15 protein-coding genes are annotated in these 17,933 nt (G+C 63.7%); 13 read left to right on the top strand and 2 right to left on the bottom strand.

Annotated elements, in window-relative coordinates:
- Positions 1-217: 217 nt before the first annotated feature.
- Entirely contained in the window at positions 218-2,083 is a 1,866-nt protein-coding gene (locus C6P64_RS17870) for a hypothetical protein (RefSeq protein WP_146115862.1), read from the bottom strand.
- Between the two features lie 425 nt (positions 2,084-2,508).
- Between C6P64_RS17870 and C6P64_RS05750 the strand changes: the two genes are divergently transcribed.
- The 9 genes from C6P64_RS05750 to C6P64_RS05710 all read left to right on the top strand — a co-directional run bounded on the left by C6P64_RS05750 (position 2,509) and on the right by C6P64_RS05710 (position 13,780).
- Positions 2,509-3,288: a gamma-glutamyl-gamma-aminobutyrate hydrolase family protein gene (locus C6P64_RS05750; protein ID WP_105747643.1), complete on the top strand. Its 780-nt coding sequence runs from the start codon at positions 2,509-2,511 to the stop codon at positions 3,286-3,288.
- 8 nt (positions 3,289-3,296) lie between these two features.
- Positions 3,297-4,670, top strand: coding sequence for a glutamine synthetase family protein (locus C6P64_RS05745; RefSeq protein WP_105747635.1), 1,374 nt, complete (start codon positions 3,297-3,299; stop codon positions 4,668-4,670).
- 30 nt (positions 4,671-4,700) lie between these two features.
- The gene (locus C6P64_RS05740) at positions 4,701-6,110 is read left to right on the top strand and encodes an aspartate aminotransferase family protein (protein ID WP_105747634.1); all 1,410 of its coding nucleotides are present in this window, start codon (positions 4,701-4,703) and stop codon (positions 6,108-6,110) included.
- Between the two features lie 597 nt (positions 6,111-6,707).
- Positions 6,708-7,847, top strand: a complete 1,140-nt coding sequence (locus C6P64_RS05735) for an extracellular solute-binding protein (RefSeq protein WP_105747642.1) — start codon at positions 6,708-6,710, stop codon at positions 7,845-7,847.
- Positions 7,848-7,933: 86 nt separating this feature from the next.
- Positions 7,934-9,031, top strand: coding sequence for an ABC transporter ATP-binding protein (locus C6P64_RS05730; RefSeq protein ID WP_105747633.1), 1,098 nt, complete (start codon positions 7,934-7,936; stop codon positions 9,029-9,031).
- 11 nt (positions 9,032-9,042) lie between these two features.
- Complete coding sequence (locus C6P64_RS05725; RefSeq protein WP_105747632.1) at positions 9,043-9,954, top strand: ABC transporter permease; 912 nt, start codon at positions 9,043-9,045, stop codon at positions 9,952-9,954.
- Between the two features lie 15 nt (positions 9,955-9,969).
- Complete coding sequence (locus C6P64_RS05720) at positions 9,970-10,806, top strand: ABC transporter permease (RefSeq protein ID WP_105747631.1); 837 nt, start codon at positions 9,970-9,972, stop codon at positions 10,804-10,806.
- 90 nt (positions 10,807-10,896) lie between these two features.
- The gene (locus tag C6P64_RS05715; protein ID WP_105747630.1) at positions 10,897-12,375 is read left to right on the top strand and encodes an aldehyde dehydrogenase; all 1,479 of its coding nucleotides are present in this window, start codon (positions 10,897-10,899) and stop codon (positions 12,373-12,375) included.
- Between the two features lie 7 nt (positions 12,376-12,382).
- Entirely contained in the window at positions 12,383-13,780 is a 1,398-nt protein-coding gene (locus tag C6P64_RS05710) for a putative bifunctional diguanylate cyclase/phosphodiesterase (protein WP_105747629.1), read from the top strand.
- Here the strand turns inward: C6P64_RS05710 and C6P64_RS05705 are convergent.
- Positions 13,777-14,913, bottom strand: a complete 1,137-nt coding sequence (locus tag C6P64_RS05705; protein ID WP_105747628.1) for an alkene reductase — start codon at positions 14,911-14,913, stop codon at positions 13,777-13,779. The genes C6P64_RS05710 and C6P64_RS05705 overlap by 4 nt on opposite strands.
- Positions 14,914-15,050: 137 nt before the next feature.
- Here C6P64_RS05705 and C6P64_RS05700 point away from each other — a divergent pair, with 137 nt between their 5' ends.
- From C6P64_RS05700 to C6P64_RS05685, 4 genes are all read left to right on the top strand, one after another.
- Positions 15,051-15,932: a lysophospholipid acyltransferase family protein gene (locus C6P64_RS05700; protein WP_170073048.1), complete on the top strand. Its 882-nt coding sequence runs from the start codon at positions 15,051-15,053 to the stop codon at positions 15,930-15,932.
- 144 nt (positions 15,933-16,076) lie between these two features.
- Positions 16,077-16,637, top strand: a complete 561-nt coding sequence (locus tag C6P64_RS05695) for a cytochrome b (protein WP_105747626.1) — start codon at positions 16,077-16,079, stop codon at positions 16,635-16,637.
- 47 nt (positions 16,638-16,684) lie between these two features.
- The gene (locus C6P64_RS05690) at positions 16,685-17,251 is read left to right on the top strand and encodes a YceI family protein (protein WP_105747625.1); all 567 of its coding nucleotides are present in this window, start codon (positions 16,685-16,687) and stop codon (positions 17,249-17,251) included.
- Positions 17,252-17,294: 43 nt separating this feature from the next.
- Positions 17,295-17,861, top strand: coding sequence for a YceI family protein (locus tag C6P64_RS05685; RefSeq protein ID WP_105747624.1), 567 nt, complete (start codon positions 17,295-17,297; stop codon positions 17,859-17,861).
- Positions 17,862-17,933: the final 72 nt, after the last annotated feature.

Genomic DNA, 17,933 nt, shown 5'->3' with positions numbered 1-17,933 from the left:
CGTGCCGAACACGCCATCAAATACCCCCCCCACCAACCACCCCCTCCCCCCCCCCCGGGGGCCACCTTGAAATCACTCAGACGTGCGCTTATCGTGAATTACCGTTCTCGACCCAATGCCGCCGCTGAGCTTTTAGAATATCTCTCATTCAACGCCAAAGTTAAGCAGCGGCAAAGCGGAGCATTGGTGCCGTCCGTGTTGAACCGCCAGTTAGCCATCAAGCGCGTACGAGCGGACTCTTGAGGGGCAAAACCATGAAAGGCTCCTTGTCTCTATCCGGGGCCAAGGCCATATCGCTCCCGAAAACAACGTCCCAAAAACTCTCGTCAGTTAACGGGGCATTATTATCGCCCCCTTCGTGTGTAATAGCATGAAGTCGATACCGCTCCCACGAGCCAAGATATTCAAGAGCACCTTCAATCGTTTGACGCTCAAGAGATACTTTCGCGACCTTCTGGATTGATTTTACGAGCGTATCAACGTAGACATGAAGATTTTCAACTAGCGTAGGCAAGTATGGAAGTGATTTTGCACTATGCATAATTGAATTTCTCGTGTGATAAATTCTAGACATGTGCCATTTTACCTTTTTCCTGTGATGACGAAGTGTTTGCTGTGTTGCAGTTCTGCTTTTAAAAAGCTCAGAAAGTCGCCAAACTCTATTAAGGAGAAGTGGGGATGTGTTTAGTAGTTTGCACAGGTGAATCCGTGGATTTTTATGCTCATCGCACAAAATTACCCTAACAAACTTAGAGAAATTGGAGTCTGTGCCAGGCATTGCTGCCAGAATGGCGCTGCTGCCTGGCGCGTGTGCACAAACATCAATATAGGCCGAAAGAAATAATTTTTCAGGGTACGTCAGGGTCAATGATGGTATTAGGCACTCGGAAAAATATTCAATTCTCACACTCTCGCGACCGGGGCGCGACACCAATCCTTCCAAGCCTGCCCAAAGATCAATTAGTTGATTTTCAGCCGAGGTTGACTTCAGCGCAGATCGGTGCAATCTGACGGTTCTTTGAAGCCTACTGGCTGACTCGGATGTCAATAAGCTCCCATGAGTTGCACTCATGAGCCCAAGCATTTCCTCTTCCGATGAATTTGTATGACTTACCCAGCAGTGCATGGGATCTGGTGCATCGTGGATAGTGTATATCTTGCCAGTATTTATATCGCGAACCAATGCTAATGGCTCTGACTTAAACAACTCTCGGTGCTTATAAAATCTCACTATTCCCGCGAATTCATTGAGTATGCCGGAGCCGATTTTGTATGCGTGCGCCGGGCTCGGGGTTTTTAATTTACCAATCAAAATGAGTTTTTTCCCGATATTTTCAGCATCTATTAGACGCTGTTGGTCTGGGGATAAATTATTCCAAGTTGATGATGCTTCTTGTAATACAATTTTAAATTCCGCAAGAAGCTTAGGGTAGTCACCGAATGGCCCATCTACGAAGTACATGCACTCATATTCCGACGTATTGCTTGGAAATTTCTCGAAGAATTTTGACAGCAACTCTTTTCTATCAAAAGAGGCTTTATTCTTGAGCCGTCGCACAAGCAGGTTTTGCGTCACATGGTACGTGTGGCGCCTTGGGAAACCATGCATTTCTGCCTGCACAATGAAATTGGACACAAGATTTAAGAGATCAATTTTGTTTTTTGGTGAATTTTCTATGGTATCGGATATTGACTTCATGACACCAGTGAAATAGTCGCCCATTATTATTCTTAAGCCTGATGCCGCCCTGGAAATCGCATCCGCTTGATTTGAGTTTTCGGAAAATGTTTCAATATGCGTTCTGCACAATGCTTTTTGCTGGGTTGATAGTGAAGCATCTTTTGAAATACTCCACTCCAGCTCCTCGATAAATGGCTTAAGCGCTTCTTTTGAAATGCCGGCTCGATGATTTGCGAGAGCTACGCTCTGCAGCTCAAATGTTCTCGAGAATGTATTTAATGCTGGTGCTTTAAAGCTGTCGTCTGTAATATCATATAACTGTTCATCCAATGCCTGAGCAAAGAAAACTAGAGCTCTATCTTGCTCGCATTCAGGTGTAAATTTGAGATTTAGTTTTCGCACTTATTTCTTCCCTTGTAAATATTAATTCTTGATGGCTAACTTTGCGTCAGGGCGACTTCCCAACTGTGTAACATCGGAGCTGCTCCGTAACATCGAACATCGACGTGGGTAGTAAAGCGCTTGCCACCTGAATGCACCAGACATAAATCCGGCGGATTTACTGCCCTAACCGAAAACTATCGGTGCCACATCTAAAGGCAGATTTCGGAAACTGCTCTCTGTATTTTTTCATGGCCGAAAAAAGCCCCCATCAGACCACCGAGCCAACCCCCAGCCTCCCCCCACCTGCCAAGCATCGTCCTGACTTTTAGTTTTGATCATTATGCACGGACTTGGCGCGCTTCCTGCTTCCCAGGATCACTACCAGCACCTTGCCTGGGAGCCATTTCCATCGCAGAATGACCACAAGCCAGAAGGACAAGAAGATGACGCCCCCACCCTGCCTGGTCTGGCTGCCGGCCGACCATCGTCAACTGGGCCCGCATGCCACGCCCTACCTGCTGCTCGGCGACAAGTACGCCCGCGCGGTCCGTGACTGCGCCGCGGCGCAGCCCGTGATGTTCCCGCTCGCCGCCGCTGACGATCTGCCCGGCCTGCTGGGCCTGGTCGACGGCGTGCTGCTGACCGGCTCCCCGTCCAATGTCCATCCCTCGCATTTCGGCCAGGAGGTGGCCAATCCCGCCTTGCCGCTCGACCCGGCGCGCGACGCGCTGACGCTCGCGCTGGTGCGCGCCTGCGTCGAGCAGGGCGTGCCGCTGCTGGGCATCTGCCGCGGCTTCCAGGAAATCAACGTCGCGCTCGGCGGCAGCCTGCACCAGACCGTGCATGGCGTGCCGGGGCTGATGGACCACCGCGAGCGCGGCGACACGCCGGAGCAGGAATACGCCCCCAGCCACGAGGTCCGGCTGGCGCCCGGCAGCGCGATGGAGGCCTGGGCCGGCGGGCCGGTCGCGCGGGTCAACTCGCTGCACGGCCAGGGCGTGGACCGGCTGGCGCCCGGGTTGCGCGCCACCGCCCATGCGCCCGACGGCCTGGTCGAGGCCTTCGAGCTCGAGGGCGCGCGCCGCTTTGCCTGCGCGGTGCAGTGGCACCCCGAATGGCGCTGTGCCGAACACCCCTTCTACGCCGCCATCCTGTCGGCCTTCGGCGCGGCCGTGCGCCAGCGCCAGGCCGAACGCCTGTCAGGCAGCAGAACCACCCCATAGAGGCAGACATGAACAACCGCAAGGACACCCCGCAGAGCTACAACGAGCTGGAGCATTGGCTGAACCAGCGCCGCGTGACCGAAATCGAGTGCCTGGTGCCCGACCTGACTGGGGTGGCGCGCGGCAAGATCCTGCCGCGCGAGAAGTTCACCGAGGACCGCGGCATGCGGCTGCCGCAGGGCATCGTCGCGATGGGAGTGACCGGCGAGTTCCCGCCCAGCGGGCCCTATTACGACGTGATCGCGCCGACCGACCACGACATGCAGCTCCGCCCCGACCCGTCGACGGTACGCATCGTGCCCTGGGCCACCGACCCGACCGCGCAGGTGATCCACGACTGCTTCGACCATGACGGCCAGCTGATTCCCTACGCGCCGCGCAGCGTGCTGCGCCATGTCTGCGGCCTGTATGAAAAGATGGGGCTGAGCCCGGTGGTCGCGCCCGAGCTCGAGTTCTACCTGACCGCGCGCAACACCGACTCCAACATGCCGCTGAAGGCACCGGTCGGGCGCAGCGGCCGCGCCGAGACCTCGCGCCAGGCCTACAGCATCGACGCGGTCAACGAGTTCGACCCGCTGTTCGAGGACATCTACGACTACTGCGGCAAGATGGAGCTCAACGTCGACACCCTGATCCACGAGGTCGGTGCCGGCCAGATGGAGATCAACTTCTTCCATGGCGACCCGCTGAACCTGGCCGACGAGGTGTTCCTGTTCAAGCGCACCGTGCGCGAGGCCGCGCTGCGCCACGACATGTACGCGACCTTCATGGCCAAGCCGATCGCGGGCGAGCCCGGCAGCGCGATGCATATCCACCAGAGCCTGGTCGACCAGGAGTCCGGTCGCAACATCTTCAGCAAGCCGGACGGCACGCCGTCTGACGAGTTCTTCTACTTCATCGGCGGGTTGCAGCGCTACATCCCGGCCGCGATGGCACTGGTCGCGCCCTATGTCAACAGCTACCGCCGCCTCGCGCGCCACACGGCGGCGCCGATCAACATCGAGTGGGGCTACGACAACCGCACGGTCGGCATCCGCTCGCCGATCTCGGGGCCGCAGGCGCGCCGGGTCGAGAACCGCGTCATCGGCGCCGACGCCAACCCCTATGTCGCACTGGCGATGACGCTGGCCTGCGGCTACCTCGGCCTCAAGAACAAGATCCGCCCCAAGCCCGAGATGCGCGGCGACGCCTACCTGTCGCCCTACACGCTGCCGCGCAGCCTGGGCGAGGCACTCGACTGGCTGCGGCGCGAGACCGACCTGCACGAGGTGCTCGGCGCCGGCTTCATCACGGTCTACACCGAGGTCAAGGAGCTCGAGTTCGAGGAGTTCATGAAGGTGATCTCGCCCTGGGAGCGCGAGCACCTGCTGCTGCATGTCTGATTGATCCCGCCATCACGAGGAGAGCCGAAGATGAATCCCGCCCACAATCCGCTGACCACCGAGCTGCAGGCGCTCGACAGCGCGCATTTCCTGCACCCATTCACCGACCACCAGGGCCTGGCCAGGAAGGGCGCGCGCATCATCACGCGCGCCGACGGCATCTATGTCTGGGACAGCGAGGGACACCAGATCCTCGACGCGATGAGCGGGCTCTGGTGCGTCAATGCCGGCTACGGCCGGCGCGAGCTGGCCGAGGCCGGCTACCGCCAGCTACTCGAGCTGCCCTACTACAACAGCTTCTTCCAGACCACGACCGAACCGGCGGTGCGGCTGGCCGCGCGCCTGAGCGAGCTCGCGCCGCCGGTCGGCGGAAGGCGCTTCAGCCACGTGTTCTTCTCGAGCAGCGGCAGCGAGAGCAACGACACCAATGTGCGGTTGGTGCGCCGCTACTGGGACCTGATGGGCCAGCCCAGGCGCAAGGTCATCATCAGCCGCATCAATGCCTACCACGGCAGCACGCTGGCGGGCGCCTCGCTCGGCGGCATGAGCGGCATGCACGCGCAGGGCGACCTGCCGCTGCCCGACATCACCCACATCCAGCAGCCCTACTGGTATGGCCTGGCCGAACCGGGCGAGAGCCGGCACGACTTCGGCCTGCGCGCCGCGCGCTGGCTGGAGGACAAGATCCTCGAGATCGGCCCGGAGCGGGTCGGCGCCTTCATTGCCGAGCCGGTGCAGGGCGCCGGCGGCGTCATCATCCCGCCCGACAGCTACTGGCCCGAGGTGCAGCGCATCGTCGACAAGTACGGCATCCTGCTGATCGCCGACGAGGTGATCTGCGGCTTCGGCCGCCTGGGCCACTGGTTCGGCTACGAGAAGTTCGGCATCCGGCCCGACCTGGTGACATTCGCCAAGGGCGTGACCAGCGGCTACCAGCCGCTCGGCGGCACGCTGATCAACGAGCGCATCGCGCAGGTGATGGTCGAGAAGGGCGGCGAGTTCACCCACGGCTATACCTACAGCGGCCACCCGGTGGCCTGCGCGGTGGCGCTGGCCAACCTCGACATCCTCGAGCGCGAGGACCTGCCGGGCCGGGTGCGCACCGATACCGGGCCCTACCTGGCGCAGCGCTTCGGCGAGCTGGCCGACCATCCGCTGGTCGGCATTGCCGAGAGCTGCGGCTTCGTCGCCGGACTGGCGCTGGTGCAGGACAAGGCCAGCCGCCAGCCCTTCGCGCCCGAACTCGCGGTCGGCATGCTGTGCCGCAAGCACTGCTTCGACAACGGCCTGGTGATGCGCGCGGTTGGCGACCGCATGATCGTTGCGCCACCGCTGATCATGGACTGCGGCCAGATCGGCGAGATGATCGCGCTGATCCGGCTGGCGCTCGACCGCACGCTGGCCGACCTGCGCGAGCGCGGCATCGCGATTGGCGACTGAGGATAAGTCTGAATTATTCCCGTCAGTCGTGCACAGAAATGTGGACAACTTGTTGACCACGTTTTCAAGTGATTGATTCTTAAAGCACCTCATCGAGGTGCTTATTTTTTGTGCAAATCAAAAATCGAGTTGCCAACAAGTCTGTGGATTGAAATCTGGCAACTTCGATGTTATCCACAGAATATTTCACGGGCCGGAAGTTGCTATACCCAAAGATATCCACAGGATAGCTGTTATTCACAGGGTTTTAAATTTTGCAAGATTTTGATCTGTTTTTTGAAAAATCACTTATCCACAGACTTGTTCTACCTTCTACTACTACGACTATCTTTTAAAAATTAGTCATAAGAGATAGCAACAAAAGTCCTGGGCAAGCAGATCCGGAGCGGCGAAGGCATGATCTGCCTGGAAGACCAGGAATAAATACCCCTTAGGGGTACATGGAGAGACCTGGGATACCCCCGGGCGGCGCAAGAAATGCACGGTTTTGCAGCGACCCTTTGACTACAATGTCCCGAGATGCCTGGCACGGGAAATGCAAGGCCTTGCCGGTCAGGCCATGGCCTGGACCACCGATCACCTGAAACAGGAAAAATGATGCAAAAACGTGTTCTGTTGCTGGCGACCGTTGCGGTCGCTGCCCTGGCGGCTTGTGGCAAGAAGGAGGAGCCGGTGGCCCAGGCGCCGGCAGCCGCTCCGGTCGCCGCCGAGGAGAAGGTCCTCAACATCTACAACTGGCCGGACTACATTCCTGACGGCATGATTGCCGCCTTCGAGCAGGAAACCGGCATCAAGGTCAACTACGACACCTTCGAGACCAACGAGGCGCTGCATGCCAAGCTGGTCGCCGGCAACACCGGCTACGACATCGTGGTGCCGGGCGCCGTGTTCGCCAAGCCGCAGATCGAGGGCGGCCTGCTGCAGCCGCTCGACAAGTCCAAGCTGCCCAGCCTGGCCAACCTCGACCCGGACGTGATGAAGATCCTCGACAAGGCCGATCCGGGCAACAAGTACCTGGTGCCCTGGGGCTGGAGCTTCACCACCGTCGGCATCAACAAGACCAAGGTCGAGAAGGCGCTGGGCAAGACCCCCATGCCCGAGAACGCCTGGGACCTGGTGTTCAAGCCCGAGTACACCGCCAAGCTCAAGTCCTGCGGCATCGCCTACCTGGATTCGCCGACCGAGATCCTGCCGGCTGCGCTGCACTACATCGGCAAGGACGCCTACTCGAACGATCCGGCCGACTACAAGGCGGCGACCGAGATGCTCGGCAAGGTGCGCAAGGACATCCGCCTGTTCAGCGCGACCATGATCGACGATGTCGCGGGCGGCAAGGCCTGTGCGGTGGTCGGCTGGGCTGGCGACATCAATATCGCGGCCGGCCGTGCCAAGGAAAACGGCTCGACCGACGTGATCGAGGCCCTGCTGCCGAGCAGCGGCGCCTTGAGCTTCTTCGACACCATCGCGCTGACCAAGGATGCCAAGCACCCGGACAACGCGCACAAGTTCATCGAGTTCTACCTGCGCCCCGAGAACGCGGCCAAGATGGCCAACGAGATGAACTACAACACCGGCAACAAGGCTGCGCTCGACAAGGTCGAGCCGGCGATCGCCGGCAACAAGACCATCTTCGTCGAGTCGGCCTACCTGGCCAAGATGGTGCCGCCGAGCAGCTTCAGCAACGAAGCCCGCGAAGCCATGGCCAACGCCTACAACGCGTTCAAGCAAGGCAAGTGATCCGCCGGCTCGTCCGGTGAAGCAGGGCTGTTTGGTGCAAACAGCCCTTTTTTTCGACACAGCATTTGGGCATTCCGAGGGCCACCATGGCAGAGATGAAAGAGGGCTATCTGGTCACCGAAGACCTGGTCAAGCGCTTCGACGAGGCAGTCGCGGTCGACGAGGTCAACCTGTCGATCCGCCAGGGCGAGATCTTTGCCTTGCTGGGCAGTTCGGGCTGCGGCAAGTCGACCTTGCTGCGCATGCTGGCCGGCTTCGAGACGCCGAGCTCGGGTCGCATCCTGCTCGGCGGCCAGGACGTCGCCGGCCTGCCGCCCTACGAGCGTCCGATCAACATGATGTTCCAGAACTACGCGCTGTTCCCGCACCTGGACATCTGGGAGAACGTGGCCTTCGGCCTCAAGCGCGAGGGCTGTCCGAAGGACGAGATCAAGCGCCGCGTCGGCGAGATGCTGGACCTGGTGCAGCTGGGCGCCTACGCCAAGCGCAAGCCGCACCAGCTGTCGGGCGGCCAGCAGCAGCGGGTCGCGCTGGCGCGCAGCCTGGCCAAGAAGCCCAAGCTGCTGCTGCTCGACGAGCCGCTCGGTGCGCTCGACAAGAAGCTGCGCGAGCAGACCCAGTTCGAGCTGGTCAACATCATCGAGAGCGTGGGCGTGACCTGCGTCATGGTGACCCATGACCAGGAGGAGGCCATGACCATGGCCAACCGGATCGCGATCATGAGCAAGGGCCGGGTGCTGCAGGTCGGCAGCCCGAAGGAGGTCTACGAGTTCCCGTCCAACCGCTTCGTCGCCGACTTCATCGGCAACGTCAACCTGTTCGACGGCAAGCTCAGCCTCGACGAGGCCGACCGCTGCGCGGTCACGACCGCGCTCGGCGAGATGGAGGTCGGCCATGGCATCAGCGGCACGCTCGGCATGCCGGTGACGCTGGCGGTGCGCCCGGAGAAGATCAGCATCGCCAAGCAGCGCCCCGCCAGCATCGACCGCAACCTGTTCCGCGGCCGGGTCAAGGAGATCGCCTACTTCGGCAGCTTCAACACCTTCATCGTCGTCACCTCGGACGGCACCAAGGTCAAGATCACCGAGCCCAACGGCTCGCGCCACGACCTGCTCGACCTGACCTGGGAGGACGAGGTCTTCTTCTGGTGGGACGACACCGACGGCGTCGCGCTGCGCGATTGAGGGAGGCCGCGATGCACCGCTTCTTCCGCCTGCTCGGGCGCGAGTTCGTGATCGGCCTGCCCTTCACCTGGCTGGCCTTGTTCTTCTTCCTGCCCTTCCTGATCCTGGCCTACATCAGCTTCGTCGAGATGGGCAACGACATCCATCCGTTCAAGCCGCTGTGGGACAGCGCGAGCGGGGTGCTCAACCTCAAGTACGAGAACTACAGTTCGATCTTCCGCGCCGAGGGCGGGGCGCTGTTCGACACCCTCTACCTCGAGGCCTATGGCCGTTCGCTCAAGTATGCCTTCGCGACCGCGACGCTGTGCCTGGCGGTCGGCTACCCGTTTGCCTATTTCCTGGCGCGCGCCAGTGCCCATGTCCGCCCGGCGCTGCTGATGATGGTGATGCTGCCGTTCTGGACCAGCTTCCTGCTGCGGGTCTATGCCTGGAAGGGCATCCTGGCCGACCAGGGCCTGCTCAACCAGCTGCTGCTCGCGCTCGGGCTGACGTCCGAGCCGATCCAGATGCTCTACACCGACGTCTCGATGCTGGTCGGCATGACCTATGTCTACCTGCCCTTCATGGTGCTGCCGCTCTATGCCAACCTGGTCAAGCTCGACTACCGGCTGCTGGAGGCCGCCTACGACCTGGGCGCCACGCCCTGGAAGGCGTTCTGGCTGGTGACGGTGCCGCTGTCCAGGGCCGGCATCATCGCCGGCTTCATGCTGGTCTTCATTCCGGCGCTGGGCGAGTTCGTGATCCCGTCCCTGCTCGGCGGGCCGGAGAACCTGATGATAGGCCGCGTGGTCTGGGACGAGATGTTCACTGCCAACAACTGGCCGCGCGCGTCGGCGCTGGCGGTGGTGATGATCGGGGTCATCGTGGTGCCGCTGGCCCTGTACTACCGGCGCCATGGCCAGCAGGCCGATGGCAGGCACTGAGCGGGAGTCGCAGCGATGATGAAATTCCTCGAAAAGCACCTCGGCAAGGCCTGGCTGTTGCTGGTCTATGCCTTCCTCTACCTGCCGCTGCTGTTCATGGTGGTGTTCTCGTTCAACAGCACGCGCCAGGACGCCCGCTTCACGGGCTTCTCGCTGCGCTGGTACGAGGCGCTGACGCGCGACAGCAAGATCGTCGAAGGCTTCTTCCTGTCGCTCAAGGTCGCCGCGGTGACCGGGGTGCTGTCGGCCACCCTGGGTACCTTCGCCGCCTTCGTGCTGGTGCGCTACAAGCGCTTCTTCGGCCGCACCCTGTTCTCGGGCATGGTCAATGCGCCGCTGGTGATGCCCGAGGTCGTGATCGGCCTGTCGCTGCTGCTGCTGATGGTCGGCGCGCAGAACCTGCTGGGCTGGCCCGAGCGCGGCATGCTGACTATCATCCTGGGCCACACGCTGATGGGCATGGCCTATGCGATGGTGGTGGTCCAGTCGCGCCTGCTCGAGATGGACCGCGCGATCGAGGAGGCCGCGATGGACCTCGGCGCGCGCCCGCACCAGGTCTTCTTCCTGGTGACGCTGCCGAACATCTTCCAGGCCATCCTGGCGGCCTTCCTGCTGTCGTTCACGCTGTCCTTCGACGACGTGGTGATCTCGGAGTTCCTGTCGGGCCCGGGCGTCAACACGCTGCCGCAGGTGATCTTCGGCTATGCGCGGCGCGGCATCAACCCGACCATCTATGCCGCCGCGACGCTGCTGATCACGACCGTGACGGTGGTGATCGTGGCCTACAGCGTCTGGGTCGCGCGCCAGACCCGCCGGCGCGAGCGCGAGATCGCGGCTGCCAGCCGCAGCTGAGGCCGGTACCGGCAGCCATTCCGTCCGACGGCTTGGCTGCCGGCCCTGCTTGGCGCTAAGCTAGCTGGACCTTCCCAGTCCTGGAGTCCCATGACCGATACCAGCTCCCCGAATTTCGACGGCCGCGCGCTGATCAACGGCCAGCGCGTTGCCGCACAGGATGGCCAGACCTTCGATGACCGCTCGCCGGTCGATGGCCGGCTGATTGCCCAGGTCGCGCGCTGCGGCGCGGCCGACATCGATGCGGCGGTAGCCGCCGCGCGTGCCGCCTTCGAGGGCCGGCGCTGGGCTGGCCAGCCACCGGCGCAGCGCAAGCGGGTGCTGATCAAGCTGGCCGAGCTGCTGCTGGCGCACCGCGATGAACTCGCGCTGACCGAATGCCTGGACATGGGCAAGCCGCTGCGCTTCGCGCGCAGCGTCGATGTCGCGGCGGCCGCCAACTGCATCCGCTGGTATGGCGAGGCGATCGACAAGGTCTACGACGAGATCGCGCCGACCGCGGCCGATTCGCTGGCCCTGATCACGCGCGAGCCGCTCGGCGTGGTCGGCGTCATCGTGCCCTGGAACTACCCGCTGCTGATGGCGGCCTGGAAGATCGCGCCGGCGCTGGCGGCCGGCAACTCGGTGGTGCTGAAACCCAGCGAGAAAAGCCCGCTGACCGCCTTGCGGCTGGCCGATCTGGCGCTCGAGGCCGGCATTCCGCCCGGCGTCTTCAACGTGGTGCCGGGCTACGGCCCGGAGGCCGGCAGTCCGCTCGCGCTGCACCTGGATGTCGACGGCATCGCCTTCACCGGCTCGACCCGGGTCGGCAAGCAGATCCATGTCATGGCCGGGCAGAGCAACCTCAAGCGCGCCTGGACCGAGCTTGGCGGCAAGTCGCCCAATATCGTGTTCGCCGACTGCCCGGACCTCGACCGTGCGGTCGATGCCGCTGTCGGCAGCATCTTCTTCAACCAGGGCGAGAGCTGCAACGCGCCCTCGCGCCTGTTCGTCGAGGAATCGATCAAGGACGCCTTCCTGGACAAGGCGCTGGCCATGCTGCCCAAGTACCAGCCGGCCGATCCGCTCGCTCCCGGCACCCTGATGGGCGCGCTGGTCGACCCGACCCAGCTCGATACCGTGCTGGGCTATATCGAGTCCGGCCGCGAGCAGGGCGCGCGCCTGCTGGCCGGCGGATCGGCGGTCGAGCCGGTGGCCGGTGGCTGCTATGTGCAGCCGACCATCTTCGACCGCGTCACGAACGAGATGCGGATCGCGCGCGAGGAAATCTTCGGTCCGGTGCTCAGCGTGCTGTCCTTCCGCGACGCGGCCGACGCGGTGCGCCAGGCCAACGACAGCCCCTACGGGCTGCAGGCGGCGGTCTGGACGCGCGACCTGAACAAGGCGCACGGCGTGGCGCGCGCGCTGCGCGCCGGCACCGTGCATGTCAACCAGTACGACGGCGACGACATCACTGTGCCGTTTGGCGGCTTCCGCCAGAGCGGCATCGGGCGCGACAAGTCGCTGCACGCCTTCGACAAGTACACCGAGCTCAAGACGACCTGGATCCGGATCGACAGCCCGGTCTGAGGCCAGAATGCCGCGCCATTCCTCGGACAGCCCCGGCTCAGGCAGCGAACTGCACCAGCGGCGTGTCCGCCGCATGCTGCTGGCCTCGAGCGCGGTCACCCTGCTGCTGTCGCTGGGCTGGGGCCTGTTCTTCGCCTGGCGTTGCGATTGGCTGATCGTCGCGACGGATGCCTTTCTGTGCCTACTCGCCCTCCGTGGGGGCCGCCTCGCCCGAACCGGGCAACTGCATCGTGCCGCGCTGACCCTGCTGCCGGGCCTGCTGCTCGTGGTGCTCGGTCATGCGATCTTCCTTGACCTGCCGACGCCGGCCGCGCCGCGCACCGCCCATCTCTACCTGCTGCCGATGGCGATCTTCTCGATCGTCGTCTTTCGTCACGGCAATTCCTTGCTGCGCCAGGGCCTGCCCTTGCTGTTCCTGACGCTGTTCGTGCTGTTGAGCGCGACGCAGTTCGGCCTGCCCACCAGCTATGCCTTGCCCGACAGCCTGCGCGTACCTGGATCGTGGATCACCTCGATCGCAGCCATCGGCACCCTGCTGATCCTGCTGCATCTGCTGCAGTCCGACCTCTCCGAAACCTCGACCCAGGAGCGCGAGTTGCGCGATGGCATCACAGGCAGCCAGTTCGAGCTGTTCTACCAGCCCCAGCACGATGGCAAGGGCCGGCTGATCGGTGCCGAGGCACTCGTGCGCTGGCGCCACCCGGAGCGTGGCTTGGTCGCTCCAGGCGAGTTCATCCCGCTGGCCGAGCGCACCGGGCTGATCCTGCCGCTGGGCCAGTCCGTGCTCGAGCAGGCCTGCCGCCAGCTGGCGCGATGGTCGCGCGAACCCGGCAAGGCGGGCTGGTCGCTGGCGGTCAATGTCAGTGCGCTGCAGATGCAGCAGGCCGGTTTCGTCGCCACCGTGCTCGGCCTGATCGACTACCACGGCGTGGTGCCGGGCCGACTCAAGCTCGAGCTGACCGAAGGGGTGCTGCTGCAGGATTTCGACCAGGTCAGCGCCAAGATGCACCAGCTGCGCTCAGCCGGCATCGCCTTTGCGCTCGACGATTTCGGGACCGGCTATTCCTCGCTGCAGTACCTCAGGCGGCTGCCGCTCGAGCAGATCAAGATCGACAAGAGCTTCGTTGCCGAACTCGGGCGCCAGGACCGTGACAGCGCGATCGTCGGCACCGTGCTCGTGCTCGGCCGCAGCCTGGGCCTGCAGGTGATCGCCGAGGGCGTCGAGAACGCCGAGCATTGGCAGTTGTTGTCGGGCCTGGGTTGCCGGCTGTTCCAGGGCTACTGGTTCTCGGTCCCGATGGCGCTCCCCGACTTCGAGGCCTATGCCGAGGCCGGTCGGCTCCCGTCCGATTGGGCGCAGCCGGTGCCAGAGCTGCCAGAGCAGGAGCAGCCGGCGTTCGCTTAGCCCAGCGCCGGGTAGTCGGTATAGCCCTTGGCTGCCTCGCCGCCGCCGTAGAAGGTGGCGCGATCGGGTTCGTTGAACGGGCCGCCGCGGCGCAGGCGCTCGGTCAGGTCGGGGTTGGCGATGAAGCCCTTGCCGAAGGCGACCAGGTCGGCGCCCCCGGCCAGCGACTGCTCGGCCAGCGAGCGGTCGTAGCCGTTGTTGACCATCCAGGCGCCCTTGCCACCGGCATCGCGGTAGGCCTGGCGCAGCGCGGCATAGTCGAAGGGCTTGTGGTCGCGCGCGCCGCCGGTCTGGCCCTCGATCAGGTGCAGGAAGGCCAGGCCCAGCGGGGCCAGCTGGCGCAGCAGATGCTCGTGGATGGCCTGGGCCTGCGGGTCGCAGACCGCGCCATTGCCTTCCATCACCGGCGACAGGCGCAGGCCGACGCGGTCGGCGCCGATGGCGTCGCAGCAGGCGCGCACCACCTCGACCACGATGCGGCAGCGGTTCTCGATCGAGCCGCCGTAGGCGTCATCGCGCCGGTTCGATTCCTCGCGCAGGAACTGGTCGAGCAGGTAGCCGTTGGCGCCGTGGATCTCGATGCCGTCGAAGCCGGCGGCGATCGCGTTGCGCGCGCCCTGGGCGAAGCTCTCGACCACGCCGGCAATCTCGTCGATGCCGAGGGCGCGCGGCTCCGAGCAGTCGACGAAGCCGCCGCTGCGCTGCCCGTTCTCGTCCTTGATCAGGTAGCACTTGGCGTTGGCGCGCACGGCCGATGGCGCGACCGGCGCCTGGCCGTTCGGCTGCAGCTCGACATGCGAGATCCGGCCGACATGCCAGATCTGGCAGACGATGTGGCCGCCTTGGGCATGCACGGCGGCGGTCACCGGCTTCCAGGCCTCGACCTGCTCGGGGGTGTGGATGCCAGGCGTGTCGGAGTAGCCGTAGCCCTGCTCGCAGACCGGCGTGCCTTCGCTGATGATCAGGCCGGCGCCGGTGGCGGGGTTGGCGCGCTGGCCGTAGTAGGTCGCCATGATGGCGGTCGGGATGCCGCCCGGGGCGCGGTTGCGCGTCAGCGGTGCCATCACGACGCGGTTGGGCAGCTTCCAGGCGCCGACCTGGACCGGATCGAAGAGGGTGGGGGAGTGGGACATGGAACTTGAACTTGGCAGTTGGGACAATTTTCGAGTTTAGGCCGACCCAGCCCTGCCCGTGTGCGGCACAAGGCCTATTTCCCTGCCGGGCCAGGGCATTCGGGATAATGGCGGCTTCCCGTCCATCCTGGCCTGTCTTGACCTCTCCCGTCCGTTCCGTTTCCGATCTTGCCCAGCGCTGGTTGGCCAGACTGCCGCTGCCGATGTTCCGCGCGGCCGGGGCGGCCTTCGGCCTGGCACTGTGGGCCTTCGCGCGCCGGCGTCGCTCCATCGTCGAGCGCAACCTCGAGCTCTGCTTTCCCGAAGCCGAGCCCGGCCAGCGTGCGCGCTGGGCACGCGAGACCTTCGTGAGCTTCGGCCAGAGCTTCGTCGACCGGGTCTGGCTCTGGCATGGCGACCCGAAGCTGGTCGAGCAGCGCGTCGCGCTGACCGGCCGGGTCGAGCAGCTCGAGCAAGGTGATGCCGTGCTGTGCTTCGTGCCGCATTTCTACGGCATGGATGCCGGCTGGACTCGGCTGACGCATACGATCAAGCGCAACTGGTGGACCTTCTACGCGCCGCAGCGCAAGCCCGGCATGGACCGCTGGATACGCGAGGGCCGGCAGCGCTACGCCGCGCCCCGGCTGGTGTCGCGCAGGGAAGGGGTGCGTCCGCTGCTCAAGGGTCTGCGCGAAGGCGCGGCGCTCTGCCTGCTGCCCGACATGGACCTCGGCGCGCGCGATTCGGTGTTCGTCGAGTTCTTCGGGCAGGAAGCGGCCACCGTGACCTCGCTGCCCCGGCTGGCCAAGGCCGCTGGCGTGCCGGTCGTGCCCTGGATCTGCCGCCTGGTGCCGGGCGGCTACCAGGTCGAGGTCATGGCGGCCTGGACCGGCTATCCGAGCGGCGACGACCTGGTCGATGCCCGCTTCATGAACCAGCAGCTCGAGGGCTATGTCCGGACCATGCCGGGCCAGTATCACTGGCTGCATCGCCGCTTCAAGACCCGTCCCGACGGCGCGGCCTCCCTCTACCGCTCCTGAGGCGCTTGCCGGTCGAGCGCGGCCCGGTGCTGCGGCCTGCGCAGATTTCGGGTTGTTTTCTACCCATTGGTATTCGAATTTTTCGAATCAAGGCTTCAAGCGGCTTGTCTCCACCGGCCAGGCCCAGTTCCTAAACTAGTTTGCATGTCGAGTACCTCCTCACCCATCGCCCGCTACCACGGCTTTGCCGTCCTGCTGCACTGGCTGCTGGCCGCAGCGCTGATCGGCATCTTCGTGCTCGGTTCCTACATGGCCGACCTGCCGTTCTCGCCGCAGCGGCTGCAGCTCTACAGCTGGCACAAATGGGCCGGCGTCGTGATCCTGCTGCTGTCCGCGCTGCGCCTGCTCTGGCGCCTGACCCATCGCCCGCCCGCGCTGCCGGCCAAGATCGAGCAGGCCATGCCGCGCTGGCAGACGGTCGCCCACCATGCGACCCACCATGGCCTGTACCTGTTGTTCTTCGCGGTGCCGCTGATCGGCTGGGCCTACAGCTCGGCGGCCGGTTTCCCGATCGTGCTGTTTGGCGTGCTGCCGCTGCCCGACTTCGTGCCGGTCGACAAGGCGCTGGCCGAGTTCATCAAGCCCTGGCATGAGCTGTCGGCGGTCGCGATGCTGCTGCTGGCGGGCCTGCATGTGGCCGGCGCGCTCAAGCATGTGCTGATCGACCGCGACGGCCTGCTGCAGCGCATGTGGTTTGGCCGCTGAACGCAGCCGGCCCCTGGTTTGAACTGGATTTTTCTGGAGCGTTTCCCATGAAGCAGAAGTTTTTTGCCGTGATCCTGACCCTGGCGGCTGCTGCCGCCTTCGGCCCCGCCCATGCCCAGCAGAAGCTGGTGCCGGCGCAAAGCGAGATCACCTTCGTCAGCAAGCAGATGGGCGTTCCGGTCGAAGGGCGCTTCCGCCAGTTCGACGGCCAGATCGCCTTTGAGCCGGCCAAGCCCGCCGCGACCAAGATCGCCTTCAGCGTCGACCTGGCCAGCGTCTCGATCAGCAAGGAAGCCGATGCCGAGCTGCCCAAGCCGGTCTGGTTCAACACCGCCAAGTTCCCGAAGGCCACCTTCCAGTCCGGCGCCGTCAAGGCCCTGGGCGGCGGCAAGTTCGAGATCGCCGGCAAGCTCGCGATCAAGGGCGCCAGCAGCGATGTCGTCGTGCCCGTCACGCTGACGCAGAGCGGCGCCGTCACCACCGCCACCGGTGCCTTCCCGATCAAGCGCCTGGCGTTCAAGATCGGCGAGAACGAGTGGGCCGACACCTCGATGGTGGCCGACGAGGTGCAGGTCAAGTTCAAGCTCGCGCTGACCGGCGTGGGCAAGCTGTAAATCCATCCATTCCTTCCGTTTCATCCTTACTGGAGTTCACCCCATGCGCAAGTCCCTGACCCTGATCGCCGCTGCCCTGCTGTCGGCCGGTGCCGCCCAGGCCGCCACCTACACCATCGACCCGACCCACACCTTCGCGACCTTCGAGATCAGCCACTTCGGCGCCTCGGTCAACCGCGCCCGCTTCGACAAGAAGGAAGGCACGATCGAGTTCGACCGCGCCGCCAAGACCGGCAAGGTCGACATCAGCCTGGACATCGCTTCGGTCAACTCGGGCACCGCCGCCTTCGACAAGCACCTGCAGAGCGCCGACATCTTCAACGCGGCCCAGTTCCCCAAGGCCCGCTTCGTGTCCGACAAGTTCGTCTTCAACGGCGACAAGGTGAGCGAGGTCCAGGGCCAGCTGACCCTGCTCGGCAAGACCCAGCCGGTGAGCTTCAAGGCCAACCAGTTCAACTGCTACGAAAGCCCGATGCTCAAGCGCGAAGTCTGCGGTGGCGACTTCGAGGCGACCATCGACCGCTCCGCCTTCGGCGTCAACTACGGCATCGACTGGGGCTTCCCGAAGAATGTCCGCATCGTGCTGCAGGTCGAGGCCGTCAAGCAGTAATCGACTGCCACAGCCACCCTGGTCAGGGTGGCGGCCGAGTTAAACCCGCCCACCGTGGCGGGTTTTTTTTCG

The sequence above is a fragment of the Malikia granosa genome (genome assembly GCF_002980595.1).
Lineage (GTDB): Bacteria > Pseudomonadota > Gammaproteobacteria > Burkholderiales > Burkholderiaceae_C > Malikia > Malikia granosa.
The sequence above is the reverse complement of the archived record's forward strand: the minus strand, read 5'-3'. Positions and strand labels throughout refer to the sequence as shown.